We start from the raw sequence: 16,294 nt of genomic DNA on the forward strand, positions 1-16,294 counted from the left end.
CGCTCACGCCCGCGTCTCCGCATCCGCGCGCCAGACGAGAGCCGTGCGCGTGACAGTGGCCACCACGGTGTCCTCCTGCGAGCGCCCGGTGTGCCGCATCGTCACGATCCCCTGCTCGGGCCGCGACTTCGACGGGCGGGCGGAGACGATCTCGGTGTCGGTGTAGAGGGTGTCGCCGGGGAACAGCGGAGCGGGAAAGGAGATGTCCGACAGCGCGAGCTGCGCGACGAGGGTGCCCTGCGTCAGCTGCGCGACGGAGGACCCCACGACTGTCGCGAGGGTGAACATCGAGTTGACCAGCGGGCGGCCGAACGGCTGGGTGGCGGCGTATGCCGCGTCGACGTGCAGCGCCTGCGGGTTCATCGTGATGTTCGAGAAGAGGATGTTGTCGGCCTCGGTGATGGTGCGTCCCGGACGATGGGAGTAGCGCGCGCCGACGTCGAATTCCTCGAAGTACAGCCCGCGCTGGACGATGACGTTCACGTCCCCCACGCTAGCCCTCGAGCCCCAGCGCCCGGGAGATCACCAGCAGCTGCACCTCCGTGGTGCCCTCGCCGATCTCGAGGATCTTCGAGTCACGATAGTGCCGGGCCACCGGGTACTCGTTCATGAACCCGTTGCCGCCGAACACCTGCGTGGCGTCGCGCGCGTTGTCCATCGCGGCCTCCCCCGCGACGAGCTTGGCGATCGCCGCCTCCTCCTTGAACGGCTCGCCCGCATCGCGCAGACGCACGGCGTGCAGCCATGCCAGGCGTGCGGTGTGCACCCGTGCGCGCATGCGCGCCAGGAGGAACTGGATGCTCTGGCGCGACGAGAGTCGCTCGCCGAACACCGTGCGGGTCTTTGCGTAGTCCACGGCCGCCTCGAGGCACCCCTCCGCGGCGCCGGTGGCCAGGGCCGCGATCGCGATGCGGCCCTCGTCGAGGATGTGGAGGAAGTTCGCGTACCCGCGTCCGCGCTCGCCGAGCAGGTTCTCCTCCGGGACGCGCGCGTCCGAGAACGCCAGCGGGTGCGTGTCGGACGCGTGCCAGCCGACCTTGTCGTAGGCGGGCCCGACGACGAAGCCCGGGGTGCCGGAGGGGACGATGATGGTCGAGATCTCGGGGCGGCCGCCGGCGGCCCGGCCGGTGACGGCGGTGACCGTGACGAAGCGGGTGATGTCCGTGCCCGAGTTGGTGATGAACTGCTTCGCGCCGTCGATCACCCACTGACCGTCCTCCAGCCGCGCGCTCGTGCGCGTGGCGCCGGCGTCGCTGCCGGCTTCGGGCTCGGTGAGACCGAAGCCCGCGAGGGCCCGCCCCGCCAGGAGGTCGGGGAGGTAGCGGGCGCGCTGCTCCTCGGTGCCGAAGCGGAAGATCGGCATGGCGCCGAGGCTCACTCCCGCCTCCAGCGTGATGGCGATCGACTGATCGACCCGTCCGAGTGCCTCCAGCGCGACGCACAGCGCGGCGTAGTCGCCACCCTGGCCGCCGTACTCCTCCGGGAAGGGAAGCCCGAACAGACCGAGCTCGCCCATCTGGGCGACGACATCCAGCGGAAGGGTGCCCGTCCGGTCGGCCTCGTAGGCGCGGGGAGCGACCACCTCATCGGCGAAGGCGCGGACCATGCCGGCGAGCTCGCGCTCCTCGGCGGTGAGGCCGTAGGTCAGGGTGTCAGTGTGCATGTGCGGCCTCCTGGACCTGCTCGAGTTCTTCGACCTGCTCGGCCGGTTCGTCCACGGCAGCCACGCTCTCGTCGCGGGCCACCGACGTCCCGACGCCCACGCGCAGCCGGGCGATCCCGGCGCGGGGAGCTGTGAGGGTGTGCTCCATCTTCATGGCCTCGATCGTCAGCAGGCGGTCGCCCGCTTCGACGCGGTCGCCGTCGGCGACGTGCAGCGCGACGACGGTGCCCGGAAGAGGCGCGGTGAGCCCGGAGTCGCGGGCGCCGGCTGCCGGACCGAGTTCGCGGAGGGTCGCCTCGCGGCGCGAGATCGGCACGACCCGCGCCGTGCGGCCGGCGCTGTGCACCCACGCGGCACCGGATGCCTCGACCGCGACGAGTGCGTCGCCGTCTGCCACCGCATCCGGGTCAAGACTCTCGGTTCCCGCCGGCGTGTCGAACGTCGCGGCGGGGACCTCTCTCCTGCCGCCCATCCGCCATCCGTCGCCGGCGCGCCACAGCTCGCCCCGTGGCGGCTCCATCGCGTCACGCACCGCCGCGAGGGCGGCGGCATCGACGGGTGCAGCGTCCGGCACGGGCAGGCGATCGAGGAGCCCGGTGTCGAGGTCGCCGCGCACGACGCGCTCGTCGGCGATCACGGCGCGCAGGTACGCGATGTTCGTGTCGACGCCGAGAAGAACGGTATCGGCCAGCGCGTCGTCCAACCGCCCGAGCGCCTCGCCGCGGTCGACGCCGCCGGCGATGACTTTCGCGACGAGCGGGTCGTAGTCCGTGCCCACGCGGCTGCCCGTCTCGACGGCGGAATCGGTGCGCACGGTCTCCGCCGGGCGCCATTGCAGCACGTCGCCGGCGGCGGGCAGGAAGCCGCGCTCGGGACTCTCCGCATACACGCGCGCCTCGATCGCCCAGCCGCGCAGCGAGACGTCGGACTGGGCGAAGTCCAGTGGGATGCCGGCGGCGACCCGTACCTGCTGCTCGACGAGGTCGAGACCGGTGACGAGCTCCGTGACGGGGTGCTCGACCTGGAGGCGCGTGTTCATCTCGATGAAGAAGAACTCGTCCGGACGCTCACCGCTGACGAGGAACTCCACGGTGCCGGCGCCGCGGTAGCCGACGCTCGCCGCTGCCGCGCACGCCGCCTCGCCCAGGCGCGCGCGCAGCTCGGGGCCGACCAGCGGCGAGGGCGCCTCTTCGATGACCTTCTGGTGGCGGCGCTGCAGGGTGCATTCGCGCTCCCCGAGATGCACGACGGTGCCGTGCGCGTCGGCGAGCACCTGCACCTCGATGTGGCGGGGTGCGGCGATGTAGCGCTCCAGCAGGAGCGTGTCATCGCCGAAGGCTGCCGCGGCCACCCGACGCGCGCTGGCCAGAGCGTCGGCGAGCCCGGCGGGCTCGCGCACGACCTCCATGCCCTTGCCGCCACCTCCGGCGGAGGGCTTCACGATGAGCGGGTAGCCCACCTCGGCCGCCTGCGCAGCGATCTCGTCGGTCGACAGCCCGGCTGCGGCGAACCCTGGAACGATGGGCACCCCGGAGTCCACGACGTGGTCGCGCGCGCGGATCTTGTCCCCCATGACGTCGATCGCCTCGGGCGAGGGCCCGATGAAGACGAGCCCGGAGGCCGCACAGGCGCGAGCGAACTCGGCGTTCTCCGAAAGGAAGCCGTATCCCGGATGAACCGCCTGCGCGCCCGTGCGGCGCGCCGCACCGAGGATGGCGTCGATGCTCAGGTACGACTCGCGCGCGGCGGCCGGGCCGATGCGCACGGCGATATCCGCCTCGCGCACATGCGGTTCGCCGGCATCCGCGTCGCTGTAGACCGCCACCGAGCGGATGCCGAGGCGGCGGAGCGTGCGGATGACGCGGCGGGCGATCTCGCCGCGGTTGGCGACGAGGACGGTGTCGAACGTTTCACGGGGCTCAGGGCGACGCATGGTGCTCACATCCGGAAGACGCCGAAGCGCAGGTCGGGCAACGGCTGGTGGGAGAGGACCTCGAGGGCCATCCCCAGCACGTCGCGGGTGTCTGCGGGATCGAGGATCCCGTCATCCCAGATACGCGCGGTGGCGTAGTACGGGTCGCCCTGGGTCTCGTAGCGCTCGCGGATCGGCGCACGGAACGCCTCCTCGTCTTCGGCGGCCCATTCCTCGCCGCGAGCATCGAGCTGATCGCGCTTGACCGTGGCCAGCACGGCGGCCGCCTGCGGTCCGCCCATCACGGAGATGCGGCTCGCCGGCCAGGTCCACAGGAACCGGGGATCGTACGCGCGGCCGCACATCGCGTAGTTGCCGGCGCCATACGATCCGCCCACGATCACGGTCAGCTTCGGGACGCGGGTGGTCGCCACGGCCGTGACCATCTTGGCGCCGTCTTTCGCGATGCCACCCGTCTCCGCGTCGCGGCCGACCATGAAGCCCGAGATGTTCTGCAGGAACAGCAGCGGGATCCCGCGCTGATCGCACAACTCGATGAAGTGCGTCGCCTTGAGCGCCGACTCACTGAAGAGCACCCCGTTGTTGGCGATCACGCCGACCGGATGACCGTGGATGCGGGCGAACGCGGTGACGATGGTGGTGGCGTACTCGCGCTTGAACTCGTGCACCGAGCCGCCGTCGACGATGCGGTCGATCACCTCGCGCGCGTCGTAGGGACGCGAGACGTCGACGGGGACGACGTCGTACAGCGTCCGCGGATCGGCAGCCGGCGCGACGGTGTCGAGGACATCCCACGCGCGGGATCGAGGTGCAGGCAGTGTCGCGACGATGTCTCGGACGATCTCGAGAGCGTGCTCGTCGTTCTCGGCCAGGTGGTCCACGACGCCCGAGCGGCGGGCGTGCACCTCTCCCCCGCCGAGGTCCTCCGCACTCACCGTCTCGCCGATCGCCGCCTTCACCAGCGGCGGGCCGCCGAGGAAGATCGTGCCCTGATTGCGCACGATGACGGTCTCATCGCTCATGGCGGGCACATACGCGCCGCCCGCGGTGCACGACCCGAGCACCGCGGCGATCTGCGCGACGCCGGCGGCCGACAGCTTCGCCTGGTTGCTGAAGATGCGGCCGAAGTGGTCGCGGTCGGGGAAGATCTCGTCCTGCATCGGGAGGAAGGCGCCCGCGGAGTCCACGAGGTAGACGCACGGGAGAGAGTTGTCGATCGCGACCTGCTGGGCACGCACGTGCTTCTTCACCGTCAGCGGGAAGTACGCGCCGCCCTTGACGGTGGCGTCGTTGGCGATCACCAGGACGTGACGCCCGTGCACGAGCCCGACGCCCGCGACGATCCCCGCCCCCGGAGCGTCGCCGTCGTACATCCCGTCGGCGGCCAGCGGCGCGATCTCCAGGAAGGGGCTCCCCTCGTCGAGCAGGCGTGCGATGCGGTCGCGAGCCAGCAGCTTGCCGCGGCCGATGTGGCGCTGTCGTGAGCTCTCCGGTCCGCCGAGGGCGACCTCGGCGAGCCGCGCACGCAGGCGCTCGGCGAGGTCGGCCTGCGTGGGTGCGGAGTGGATCGTGTCGTACATGGTCATCCCAGAAGCATGGCGCGGCCGGGCTCACGGAGCACCCCAGCGACGTCGGTGAGGAAGCGGGCGGCCTCCGCGCCGTCGACGACGCGGTGGTCGAACGACAGCGTGAGGGTGGTGACGTCGCGGAGGGCGATCTCGCCGTGGTGCTCCCACGGCTGACGGCGGATGGCTCCGAGGGCCAGGATGCCGGACTCCCCCGGGTTCAGGATCGGCGTGCCGCCGTCGACCCCGAACACGCCGACGTTGGTGATCGTGAAAGTGCCGCCGGTCAGCTGCGCGGGTGAGATCGTGCCGCCGCGGGCCGCGCCGGCGATCTCGCCGATCGCGTCCGCGAGTTCCACCAGCGACATCGCGTCGGCGTCCGGCACGTTCGGGACCATGAGGCCGCGGTCGGTGGCCACGGCGATCCCGAGGTTCACGTACGACGGCTCGACGATCTCCCCGCCCTCCTCGTCCCACCGCGCTCCGAGGAACGGCGTGCGACGCAGGGCCAGACAGACGGCCTTCGCGGTGACGGCGAGGATCCCGAGCCGGTGCCCGGCCAGTGCCTTGTCTCTCGACAGCGATTCGAGCAGCTGCCGCGTCTCGGTGACGTCGACGGTGACGAATGTCGCGGCGTGCGGTGCGGTGAAGGCGCTTCGCACCATCGCCGCGGCGGTGTGCTTGCGGATGCCGCGGATCGGATGCCGCGTCACACGCTGAGCGTTGGCTGCCGCCGAGGCCCGAGCCGTGGCCGCGGGCTGCGGGAGCGCCGCGGCTTCGACGTCGGCCCGTGTGATGGGGCGGCCGTTCACCGCGATGGCGTCGAGATCGACGCCGAGCGTCTTGGCGAGGCGGCGCACCGGCGGCGTCGAGCGCGGACGCTCGCGCTCGCCGTCGAGAGGGGGCGGGGTCGCGAGCGGCGCTGTGGGAGAACGTCGGGCACGTCGCTGCGGACGCGCCCCCGATCGACCCACCGCGCCGTAGCCGACCAGGGTCGCCTCTCGCCGCGGCGCCGCCGACACGGCGTCGGTCGGCTCGGAGTCGGCGACGGGCTCCGGCGCGTCGACCGGCTCCGGCGCGGTGTCCGGCTCCGGCGCAGCCGGCTCGGGTGACGCCGCCTCGCCGCCGTCGAGCGCGAAGGTCACCAGCGGCGCACCCACATCGACGGTGTCGCCGGCGGCGGCGTGGAGCTGGTGGATCGCGCCCGCGAACGGCGAGGGCAGCTCGACGACGGCCTTGGCGGTCTCGACCTCGGCGAGCGTCTGGTTGAGGGCGACAGTATCGCCCTCGGCGACGAGCCACTGCACGAGCTCGGCGTCGGTCAGTCCCTCGCCGAGGTCGGGAAGGCGGAACTCCTGGATCATCGCTGTGCCTCCGCGAGGGTGGATGCGCGACCGGTCACCCGATCGACGGCGTCGAGGATGCGGTCGAGGTCGGGAAGGAAATGCCGCTCGAGCTTGGCCGGCGGATACGGGACGTCGTGGCCGGTGACGCGCACGGGCGCGGCCTCGAGGTACTCGAAGCAGCGCTCGGCGATGCTCGCGACGATCTCGGCGCCCACGCCGGCCTCGCGCGCGGCCTCGTGCGTGACGATCGCGCGTCCGGTCTTGCGGACGGAGGCGGCGACGGTGCGATAGTCGACGGGCGAGAGCGAGCGCAGGTCGATCACCTCGATCGACACGCCCTCGTCCTCGGCGGCTGTCGCCGCATCCAGTGCGGTCCCCACCTGCGCGCCGTAGGTCACCAGCGTGACGTCGGTGCCCTCCCGGACCACACGTGCCACGCCCATCGGCGGCTCGTCGGCGAGGTCGCGGTCGAGATCGACGTCGGCCTTGGTGTGGTAGAGCCGCTTGGGCTCGAAGAACACCACGGGGTCATCGCTCGCGATCGCCTGCCGCAGCAGCACGTAGGCGTCACGGGGGTCGGAGGCGGCGACGACCCGGAGGCCGGCCGTGTGCACGAAGTAGGCCTCGGGAGATTCCGAATGGTGCTCGGCCGCCCCGATGCCGCCGCCCCACGGGATGCGGATGGTCAGCGGCATCTTCACCGCGCCGCGGGTGCGGTAGTGGAGCTTGGCGACCTGACAGACGATCTGGTCGAACGCGGGGTACACGAAGCCGTCGAACTGGATCTCCACGACGGGCCGGTAGCCGCGGTAGGCCAGGCCGACGGCGGTGCCGACGATGCCGGCCTCGGCCAGCGGTGTGTCGATGACCCGCTCGGCGCCGAACCGATCGAGGAGCCCGTCGGTCACGCGGAAGACGCCGCCGAGGCGGCCGATGTCCTCGCCGAGGAGGACGACACGCGGGTCGTCTTCCATCGCGGTGCGCAGGCCCGCGTTCACGGACTGCGCGAGTGAGAGCTTGGTCATGACTTCTCCTCCGCTTCGACGAAGCTGTCCAGGTAGGCCGCGTACGCGCGTCGCTCCTCCTCGAGCCCCGAGTGGGGCTCGGCGTACACCGTCTCGAAGATCGACTCGGCCGAGCGCGTCGGCGCGGAGATGCACGCGGCGCGGACTGCCGCGGCCAGATCACCCGCGGCCGCGGCGATCTCGCTCGCGGCGGCGTCGTCGAGGATGCCCTGCGCACGGAGGTATGTCTCGAAGCGCGTGATCGGATCGCGCCGTTCCCATGCTTCGAGCTCTGCCGCGTCGCGGTAGCGCGTGGGGTCGTCGGCGGTCGTGTGCGGTCCCATCCGGTACGTCACGGCTTCGATGTAGGAGGGGCCCTCGCCACGGCGGGCACGCTCGGCGGCCCACCGCATGGCGGCGAACGAGGCGAGGACGTCATTGCCGTCGATGCGAAGGCTCGGGATGCCGAAGGCCGGTGCCCGCCCCGCGAGCGGAAGCCGCGACTGCAGCCCGACCGGCTCGGAGATGGCCCACTGGTTGTTGGAGCACACGAACACGACCGGTGCCCGGTAAGTCGCCGCGAACACCATCGCCTCGTTCACATCGCCCTGACTGGTCGCGCCGTCGCCGAAGTACGCCACGGCCAGTTCGTCGGAGCGGTCGCGCTGGATCCCCATCGCGTAGCCGGTCGCGTGGAGCGTCTGCGCGCCGATGATGACCTGCATCGGCGCCATGTGCAGGCGGGAGGGGTCGTAGGCCGCGTGCTCCTCACCGCGCCAGGTCAGCACGAAGTCCGACGGCTCGGCGCCGCGGGCAAGGACCACGCCCGTCTCGCGGTAGCTGGGAAAGATCATGTCGGTCGGCCGCAGCGCGTGGGTCGTGCCGATCTGCACGCCCTCCTGCCCGCGGCACGGCGGCCACAGCCCGAGCTGCCCCTGGCGCTGGAGCGCGAAACCCTCCGCATCGACGCGGCGGGTGAGCGCCATGTCGCGGTAGAGCCCGAGGAGATCCGCCGGCTGCAGGTCGGCGAGGAACGGGTCCAGCACAGCGTCCGCGACGCGATCTCCCTCGGCGGTGAGCACTTGCGCGAACTCGTCTGCGGCGACCGCGGCGGGGTGAACCGTCGCGGCGGATGCGGGGGTGGGCACCATCGTCTGACCTCCAGGTCGGCCCGCCCCTCGGAAGGCTGCGAGCGTCCGGATGCCGGCGACCTCGCCGACAGCGCCCACCGTACGACGGCAGCGCACCTAGCTCAACCATTGAAGAAATGGTTGAGCATGTTGCTCTACTTTCGTGCGCCCTAACTGCTAGAGTTGCGCATCATGTCTCGTCTGGACTCCGTCGACCTCGACCTGCTCCGTGCCCTCGCGGACGATCCCCGCGCCACGGTCGTCGCGCTCGCCGATCGCTTGGGGATGTCGCGCAACACCGTCCAGGCGCGCATGGCTCGCCTGGAGCGGTCTGACGTGCTGCTGTCGTACGAGCGCGCGCTGTCACCCGCCGCGCTGGGATTCCCCATCGAGGCGTTCGTGCATGTCACCGTGCGCCAGGCGGATCTCCCCCGCATCCGGACGGATCTGGAACAGATCCCCGAGATCGTGCAGGCGCACGGGATGAGCGGCACGATCGACCTGGTGGTGCGCGTCGCCTGCCGCGACACCCGCCACCTGTTCGACGTGGACGCCCGCATCCTCGCCGTGGACGGCGTCGAGCGCACCGAGACGTCTCTGGTCATGCGCGAGATGATCCCGTACCGCGTGGGGCCGCTCATGGAGCTGGCACGACGGGAACGATAGCCGCCTCGCCCTGCGGAGCGACGGCGGGATCGGCACGCACCAGGATGACGCCTGCGAGGACGAGCACGCTGCCCACCGCCTGGATGAGGGTGGGCGCCTCCCCCAGGAGCAGCCACGCGAACAGCACCGCGAAGAGCACCTCGGTGAGGCCGACGAACGACGCCAGTCGCGCACCGATCCGCGGAACCGCCAGAACTCCCAGACCGTAGCCGAGCGTGGTCGCGACGACCACGACCCAGGCGACGGAGACGAACCACGGCACGGCCGCACCGAGCACGTCGGTCGACACCGCCGGCGCGACGAACGGCAGAACCCCGAGGAGGCAGAGGACACCCATCAGCGCTGCTCCGACCACGAGGCCGCCCGCGGCGAGGGCCAGCGGGGGCATGGTGTCGGTGGTGCGCTCGGCGATCACGAAGTAGGCGGCGAGGCACACTGCGGCACCGAGCGCCAGGAGCATCCCCAGCAGGTCGAACGAGGCGCCGGTGAGGTCGATCACGAGCACCAGCCCCGCCAGCGAGACGGCGGTGCCGATCAGCACGACAGCCGACGGGCGACGCCGCGTGCGCGCCCACACCCAGCCGACCAGCAGCACGGGCGCGATGTACTGCACGAGGAGCGCGATCGCCACCGGCATCCGCTGCATGGCGGAGAAGAAGAACAGCTGACATCCGGCGACGCCGGTGAGACCGAATCCCAGGAGGAGCAGGCCGTGACGGCGCAGCAGCGTGCGATCGCGCATGAGGGCACGGATAAGCCACGGCGAGAGCAGGAGCGCTGCCCCGCCCATCCGCAGCAGCAGCGCGGCGCCGACCGACCACCCCGCCTCCAGCAGCGGCTTCATCACCGGACCGCTCGAGGCGAAGGACAACGCCGACGCGAGGCCGATGACGATGCCGGACGTGCGCACGCGCGTCACGTCGGGGAGGATGAGGGTGCTGGTCATGCGCCGGCCTGTCAGGAGTGTCAAGTCATTACACTGGTGACACTACGGTACGGCGAAGTCAGGAGTCAACATGGTTTTCATCCATGACACGCAGCTGTCCCTGAACGCTGCCGTCGATCTGGTCAACACGCTGCCCGAGACCTCCTCCGACCGGGTCGACCGGATGAGCACGCTCGGCGAGTTCGGCGTCTTCCTCGACTCGCAGCCCTACAGCGGTCGCGTGCAACGCGACGCCGAAGAGCTCGCCCAGGTCCGCAGCATCCGCCCGCGCCTGCACGAGCTGTGGACCGTCGATCGGGATGCCGCCGTGCCGCTGGTGAACGGCATGCTCGCCGACGGCAACGCGCTCCCCCAACTCGTCACCCACGCCGGTTTCGAGGAGTGGCACATCCACGCGACCGACGACGATGCGCCACTGCACGTCCGCATCCTCGTGGAGACCGCGATGGCCTTCATCGACGTCATCCGCGCGGACGAGTACGACCGTGTGCGGGTGTGCGCGGCGGATGACTGCGAGTCGGTGTACATCGACTATTCACGCAACGGCTCGAAGCGCTACTGCGACACGGGCAACTGCGGCAACCGCATGAACGTCAACGCGTATCGACGTCGGAAGGCGCAAGAAATCGCCTGATCGCTGCGGCGGCCTGATCGGGCGTCTCGTAGTGGATGAGATGGCCGACGTCGGCGATCTCGACGAGCTGCGCGCGGGGGAAGAGCGTCGCGAGATGCCGCTCGGCCTCGATCGGGGTGATGTCGTCCTTCTGCGCGGCGACCAGCAGCACCGGCTGCGCGATCCGCGGCGCGAACTCTCGCACGTCGTGCGAGACCGAGGTGACGAACGCCTCGTGAAGCACGTCGCGGTCGGCGAAACGCGAGAAGTAGGTGTCGTGCTGCTCGTGCACGAAGCGGCGGAGTGAGCGGTCGCGGGTCTTCGCCATCGCAACGCTCATGGCACGGACGATCGCCGGGTTGCGCAGGACCGCATCGCCGGCAGCGCGCGGAAGGCGGGCACCCGCCCAATAGTAGAACACCGCGAGGCGCGTCAGCAGGCCGCGGGGCCCCTCCAGCGCCGGAGCCCCGATCGGGTTCACGAGGATGAGCGCGGGGGTGTCGAGACCTCCCGCGACGGCCGCGGACGCGACGATCGACCCGAACGAGTGCCCGAGGATGACCGCACCCGGCGCCACCTCGCCGGCGAAGGCGGTGAGCCACTCGGCGTACAGCGCGAGATCGTGTGTGCGGCCCGGCACCGGGCCCGACTCGCCGAATCCCGGGAGGTCGGGTGAGACGACCCGGACCCCGGGGAGGTAGGCGACGACCGGTTCGAGACCGTGGTGCTCGCCGCGGAATCCGTGCACGGCGACGATCGTCGTGACGGCGTCGGCATCGCCGTAGACCCAGTAGGCCGTCGGGGCGCCGAGCACGTCCACCTCACGGCGTTCGAGCGGGATGCGCTCGAGCAGCGCGGCATAGGGGTTCGGCACGCTCCGAGTCTACGAGCGCCGGCGGAGTGCCTCCCGCACGATGTCGGCTCCCCACCCTACGGTGTGCAGCATGAGGCAGGAGCCGCTGGCGATGTTCGAGGCTCCGGAGTGGGCGCGCGTCGTCGGGGTGTTCGACCTCGAGACGACCGGCGTCGACGTGACGCGCGACCGCATCGTGACGGCGCACGTGGGCGTGCTCGACGCCGACGGCGGAGTCCTCACGGCGCGTGACTGGATCGCCGATCCCGGCGTCCCGATCCCCGAGGGGGCTTCGGCCATCCACGGCATCTCGACGACGTACGCGCGGGAGCACGGCCGGAAGGCGGCGGCGGTCGTGTCGGAGGTCGTCGAGGCACTCGCGGGGATCTTCGCCGCCGGCATCCCGGTGGTGGCCTACAACGCGCCGTACGATTTCTCGCTCCTGAAGCACGAGGCGCTCCGTCACGGCGTCGCGCCGCTCGCATCCCCTTCGCCCGTCATCGACCCGCTCGTCGTCGACAAGCGTTACGACCGCTACCGCCGAGGCAAGCGCACGCTGTCGGTGGTCGCGGAGCATTATGCGGTTCGCCTCGACGGCGCCCACGAGGCAGCCGCCGACGCGGTAGCCGCGGGCCGGGTCGCCCTCGCGCTGGCCGAGCGGTTCGCCGCTTGGCTTCCTGTCACGCTCGAGGAGCTGCACACGAAGCAGATCGGATGGGCACGTGCGCAGGCCGAGAGCCTCACCGAGTACTTCGTGCGCCTGGGTCGGATCGACCCCGACGACACCGTCGACGGCCGATGGCCCATCCGCTGATCCGGTAGCGGGCTCGAAAAGACGAAGGCCCCGCCGGAGCGGGGCCTTCGGAAAGCGGAGCTCAGTTGCCGCCGAAGTTCTTGAAGCGCTTGTTGAACTTCTCGACGCGACCGGCGGAGTCCATGATGCGCTGCTTGCCCGTGTAGAAGGGGTGCGACGCGGAGGAGATCTCGACATCGATGACCGGGTACTCGACGCCGTCGAGTTCGATCGTCTTGTCGCTGGTCACCGTCGAACGGGTGAGGAAGGTCTCACCCGAGCCGAGGTCGCGGAACACGACAGCGCGGTACTCGGGGTGGATGTCAGTCTTCATGGATGATCCTTTGAGAAGTGGTGCCCTGGGTTTTGCCAGGACGGTCAAAGTCTGGGGTGCGCACGGCACCAAAGAGCGATTCTATCAGCCTCCCGCCCGCGCGGGGAAACAGCGCTCAGGATGCGGCGCGCGCGGCGTAGCGACCGCCGTCCTCCGCGAGCGAGATCGGCGCCCCGAAGGTCTCGGTGAGGTTATCGGCGGTGAGGGTCTCGGCGAGAGGACCGGCGGCGACGGCGTCCCCGTCCTTCAGCAGCAGCACATGGGTGAACCCGATCGGGATCTCCTCGACGTGGTGAGTCACCATGATCATCGCGGGGGTCGTCGGCGCCTGTGCGTAGCCCGACAGGAGCGTTAACAGCTCCTCGCGCCCACCGAGGTCCAGGCTCGCGGTCGGCTCGTCCAGCAGCAGCAGCTCGGGGTCGGTCATGACGGCGCGCGCGATGAGGACGCGCTTCTGCTCGCCGTCCGACAGCGTGCCGAAGGTGCGGTCGGCGAGGTGATCCAGGCGCCACTCCCCCAGCACCCGCAGCGCGCGTCGCTCGTCGATGTCGTCGTAGCGCTCGCGCCAGCGGCCGAGGACCGAGTACGCAGCGGTCAGCACGACGTTGAGCACGCTCTCCTCCGGCGGGATGCGGCGGGCCATCGCCGACGACGCGAAGCCGATGCGCGGGCGCAGCTCGAACACGTCGGTCTGGCCCATCCGCTCGCCGAGGATCGTCACGGTTCCGGAGGTGGGATGCATGAGCGTGTCGGCCAGCTGCAGCACCGTGGTCTTGCCGGCACCGTTGGGCCCGAGGATCACCCAGCGTTCGTCGTCGGCGACCGTCCAGTCCAGGTGAGCGACGATGTCGCGGGCGTTCCGGCGGACGACGACGTCGGAGAACTCGAGGACCTCTGGCATGTCCCCAGCCTATCGGCCGGACTCGACCAGACTCCGGTACAGCGCGGCCGTCTGCGCGGCGATCCGGTCCCACCCGAAGTCCTCCACAGCGCGGCGTCGTCCGGCCGCGCCGTAGCCGCGTGCGCGGTCGGGGTCGCTCACGACCTCGGTGAGGACGCGCGCGAGGTCGTCGACGAACCGCTGCGGGTCGACCGGGGTGCCGGTGCCGTCCTGGACCTGCTCGATCGGGACGAGCCGGCCGGTCTCGCCGTCGACCACGACCTCCGGGATGCCGCCCGTGGCCGTCCCGACGACCGCCGCGCCGCACGCCATCGCTTCGAGGTTCACGATGCCGAGGGGCTCGTACACCGACGGGCAGACGAACGTCGTCGCCGCCGTGAGGATCGCGCACAGCTCGTGCCGGGGAAGGAGCCGGTCGATCCAGACCACGCCATCGCGAGTGGCCTGGAGCCCGCGCACGAGCTCCTCCACCTCGGCGAGGATCTCCGGGGTGTCGGGGGCTCCGGCGCACAGCACGAGCTGCACCTCCGCGGGCAGCTGTTCGGCGGCGCGGAGGAGGTACGGCAAGCCCTTCTGCCGCGTGATCCGCCCGACGAAGACGACGGAGGGGCGAGCGGGGTCGATGCCGTTCGCGGCGAGGAACTCGGGGTCCTCGACCGGATGCCACGCCTCGGCGTCGATGCCGTTGTAGATGACGTGCACCTTGGCGGGGTCCAGCGCCGGATAGCTCCGCAGGATGTCGGCGCGCATCCCCGCGCTGACCGCGACGATCGCGGCGGCCCCCTCGTAGGCGGTCTTCTCGATGTGGCTCGATACCGCGTACCCCCCGCCGAGCTGCTCGGCCTTCCACGGGCGGAGGGGTTCGAGGCTGTGCGCCGTCACGACGTGCGGGATCGCGTGAAGAAGCGACGCGAGATGGCCGGCGAAGTTGGCGTACCAGGTGTGGCTGTGCACGACGTCGGCACCCGCGACGTCGCCCACGATCTCGAGGTCGGTGCCGAGGGTCTGGATCGCCGCGTTGGCTTCGGAGAGCTCGGCGGGAACCGCGTACGACGCGGTCCCCTCTTCGTCGCGCTCCGCGCCGAAGGCGCGCACGCGCACGTCCCACGCCGGCCCTTGAGCCTGTCGGAGCGTTCGCAGCGACCGCACCAGTTCGGTGACGTGCACCCCCGCCCCCCCGTAGATCTCCGGGGGGTACTCCTTCGTGACGATGTCCACGCGCATGAGTCGAACGGTAGTACAGCTGTCAAGGCTCGTGGGGAGGCTAGGAACCGCCGATGCCGCGCCCTAGTGTGGGTCCATGCCAGCAGCGCCCAGAGTCTTCGGAATCATCCTCGCGGGCGGCGAGGGGAAGCGCCTCATGCCGCTCACCGCGGACCGGGCCAAACCGGCGGTGCCCTTCGGCGGTCAATACCGCCTCATCGACTTCGCCATCTCGAATCTCATCAACTCGGGCCTGCGGCAGCTCGTGGTGCTGACCCAGTACAAGTCCCACAGCCTCGACCGCCACATCTCGCAGACCTGGCGCATGTCGCCGATGCTGGGCTCGTACGTGGCCTCGGTCCCCGCGCAGCAGCGGCTGGGCAAGCGCTGGTTCTCCGGCTCGGCCGACGCGATCCTGCAGTCGATGAACCTCCTCACCGACGAGAAGCCCGACATCGTCATGGTGATCGGCGCCGACCACGTCTACCGCATGGACTTCGGGCAGATGCTCGAGGCGCACCTCGCCTCCGGCTCCCGCGCGACGGTCGCCGGCATCCGCCAGCCGATCTCGCTCGCCAATCAGTTCGGCGTCATCGACGTCGACCCCGCCGACCCCACGCGCATCCGCGACTTCCTCGAGAAGCCGACCACCCCCACGGGTCTCGCCGATGCCCCGCACGAGGTGCTGGCATCAATGGGCAACTACATCTTCGACGCGGATGCGCTCATCGAGGCCGTTCAGGTCGACGGCGAGTCCCCCACGTCGAACCACGACATGGGCGGTGACATCGTGCCCTACTTCGTGCGCCGCGGGGAGGCGTCGGTCTACGACTTCAAGGACAACGACGTTCCCGGATCGACCGAGCGCGACCGCGCTTACTGGCGCGACGTCGGGACGATCGAGTCGTTCTACGACGCCCACATGGATCTGATCTCCACGCTGCCGATCTTCAACCTGTACAACACCGACTGGCCGATCTTCTCGCAGACCGTGAACTCGCCGCCGGCGAAGTTCGTCCGCGATTCCGTCGGCCGGATCGGCAACGCGATCGACTCGATCGTGTCGCTCGGATCCGTCCTGTCGGGCACGCACCTGGAGCGGAGCGTGGTGGGGCCGTGGACCCTCGCCGGCGGCGGGTCGACCATCACCGACTCGGTGCTGTTCGACTATGTGCAGGTCGGCGCCGGCGCACGCATCCATCGCGCCATCCTCGACAAGAACGTCACCCTCGCCGCCGGCGCGACGGTCGGCGTCGATCGTGAGCGGGATCTCGCGCGCGGTTTCACGGTCACCGACACCGGTATCACGGTGGTGGGGAAGGGCGTGCGCGTCGACGCGTGAGC

Annotated in this window: 16 protein-coding genes; 4 read left to right on the forward strand and 12 right to left on the reverse strand. The window is 70.7% G+C overall.

The window, feature by feature from the left end; genetic code table 11:
• Positions 1 to 3: 3 nt before the first annotated feature.
• From ACTU3I_RS08905 to pdhA, 7 genes are read right to left on the reverse strand one after another with little or no spacing between them, the layout of a single operon-like run.
• Positions 4 to 483 (reverse strand): MaoC family dehydratase, encoded by a 480-nt coding sequence (locus ACTU3I_RS08905; RefSeq protein ID WP_442925327.1) that lies wholly within the window; start codon positions 481 to 483, stop codon positions 4 to 6.
• Positions 484 to 493: 10 nt separating this feature from the next.
• Positions 494 to 1,663, reverse strand: a complete 1,170-nt coding sequence (locus ACTU3I_RS08910) for an acyl-CoA dehydrogenase family protein (RefSeq protein WP_442925328.1) — start codon at positions 1,661 to 1,663, stop codon at positions 494 to 496.
• A complete protein-coding gene (locus ACTU3I_RS08915) occupies positions 1,653 to 3,596 on the reverse strand; it encodes an ATP-binding protein (RefSeq protein ID WP_442925329.1) in 1,944 nt (647 codons plus the stop codon). The genes ACTU3I_RS08910 and ACTU3I_RS08915 overlap by 11 nt, the downstream gene beginning before the upstream one ends.
• Before the next feature lie 5 nt (positions 3,597 to 3,601).
• On the reverse strand, positions 3,602 to 5,182 hold the full coding sequence (locus ACTU3I_RS08920; RefSeq protein ID WP_442925330.1) for an acyl-CoA carboxylase subunit beta: 1,581 nt from the start codon (positions 5,180 to 5,182) through the stop codon (positions 3,602 to 3,604).
• A complete protein-coding gene (locus ACTU3I_RS08925) occupies positions 5,179 to 6,525 on the reverse strand; it encodes a dihydrolipoamide acetyltransferase family protein (protein ID WP_442925331.1) in 1,347 nt (448 codons plus the stop codon). Before ACTU3I_RS08925 ends, ACTU3I_RS08920 begins: the two co-directional genes overlap by 4 nt.
• Positions 6,522 to 7,532, reverse strand: coding sequence for an alpha-ketoacid dehydrogenase subunit beta (locus ACTU3I_RS08930; RefSeq protein WP_442925332.1), 1,011 nt, complete (start codon positions 7,530 to 7,532; stop codon positions 6,522 to 6,524). Before ACTU3I_RS08930 ends, ACTU3I_RS08925 begins: the two co-directional genes overlap by 4 nt.
• Positions 7,529 to 8,662, reverse strand: a complete 1,134-nt coding sequence (gene pdhA / locus ACTU3I_RS08935) for a pyruvate dehydrogenase (acetyl-transferring) E1 component subunit alpha (RefSeq protein WP_442925333.1) — start codon at positions 8,660 to 8,662, stop codon at positions 7,529 to 7,531. The genes ACTU3I_RS08930 and pdhA overlap by 4 nt, the downstream gene beginning before the upstream one ends.
• Before the next feature lie 171 nt (positions 8,663 to 8,833).
• Between pdhA and ACTU3I_RS08940 the strand changes: the two genes are divergently transcribed.
• Positions 8,834 to 9,307 (forward strand): Lrp/AsnC family transcriptional regulator, encoded by a 474-nt coding sequence (locus tag ACTU3I_RS08940; protein ID WP_442925334.1) that lies wholly within the window; start codon positions 8,834 to 8,836, stop codon positions 9,305 to 9,307.
• Here the strand turns inward: ACTU3I_RS08940 and ACTU3I_RS08945 are convergent.
• A complete protein-coding gene (locus ACTU3I_RS08945; RefSeq protein WP_442925335.1) occupies positions 9,279 to 10,253 on the reverse strand; it encodes an EamA family transporter in 975 nt (324 codons plus the stop codon). The two genes, ACTU3I_RS08940 and ACTU3I_RS08945, sit on opposite strands and share 29 nt — an antisense overlap.
• Positions 10,254 to 10,323: 70 nt before the next feature.
• On the opposite strand from ACTU3I_RS08945, the gene ACTU3I_RS08950 reads away from it, so the two are divergent.
• The gene (locus ACTU3I_RS08950; RefSeq protein ID WP_442925336.1) at positions 10,324 to 10,887 is read left to right on the forward strand and encodes a CGNR zinc finger domain-containing protein; all 564 of its coding nucleotides are present in this window, start codon (positions 10,324 to 10,326) and stop codon (positions 10,885 to 10,887) included.
• Here the strand turns inward: ACTU3I_RS08950 and ACTU3I_RS08955 are convergent.
• Complete coding sequence (locus ACTU3I_RS08955) at positions 10,847 to 11,740, reverse strand: alpha/beta fold hydrolase (protein ID WP_442925337.1); 894 nt, start codon at positions 11,738 to 11,740, stop codon at positions 10,847 to 10,849. The genes ACTU3I_RS08950 and ACTU3I_RS08955 overlap by 41 nt on opposite strands.
• Before the next feature lie 70 nt (positions 11,741 to 11,810).
• Between ACTU3I_RS08955 and ACTU3I_RS08960 the strand changes: the two genes are divergently transcribed.
• The gene (locus ACTU3I_RS08960) at positions 11,811 to 12,533 is read left to right on the forward strand and encodes an exonuclease domain-containing protein (protein ID WP_442925338.1); all 723 of its coding nucleotides are present in this window, start codon (positions 11,811 to 11,813) and stop codon (positions 12,531 to 12,533) included.
• A 61-nt stretch (positions 12,534 to 12,594) separates the two neighbouring features.
• Here the strand turns inward: ACTU3I_RS08960 and ACTU3I_RS08965 are convergent, their stop codons facing one another.
• The 3 genes from ACTU3I_RS08965 to glgA all read right to left on the reverse strand — a co-directional run bounded on the left by ACTU3I_RS08965 (position 12,595) and on the right by glgA (position 14,971).
• Positions 12,595 to 12,846 (reverse strand): type B 50S ribosomal protein L31, encoded by a 252-nt coding sequence (locus tag ACTU3I_RS08965; RefSeq protein WP_442925339.1) that lies wholly within the window; start codon positions 12,844 to 12,846, stop codon positions 12,595 to 12,597.
• Positions 12,847 to 12,961: 115 nt separating this feature from the next.
• Positions 12,962 to 13,747: an ABC transporter ATP-binding protein gene (locus tag ACTU3I_RS08970; protein ID WP_442925340.1), complete on the reverse strand. Its 786-nt coding sequence runs from the start codon at positions 13,745 to 13,747 to the stop codon at positions 12,962 to 12,964.
• Positions 13,748 to 13,756: 9 nt separating this feature from the next.
• Complete coding sequence (glgA, locus tag ACTU3I_RS08975; protein ID WP_442925341.1) at positions 13,757 to 14,971, reverse strand: glycogen synthase; 1,215 nt, start codon at positions 14,969 to 14,971, stop codon at positions 13,757 to 13,759.
• Positions 14,972 to 15,047: 76 nt separating this feature from the next.
• Here glgA and ACTU3I_RS08980 point away from each other — a divergent pair, with 76 nt between their 5' ends.
• Positions 15,048 to 16,292, forward strand: a complete 1,245-nt coding sequence (locus tag ACTU3I_RS08980) for a glucose-1-phosphate adenylyltransferase (protein WP_442925342.1) — start codon at positions 15,048 to 15,050, stop codon at positions 16,290 to 16,292.
• Positions 16,293 to 16,294: the final 2 nt, after the last annotated feature.

It is taken from the genome of Microbacterium sp. RD1, from assembly GCF_052220165.1.
GTDB lineage: Bacteria > Actinomycetota > Actinomycetes > Actinomycetales > Microbacteriaceae > Microbacterium.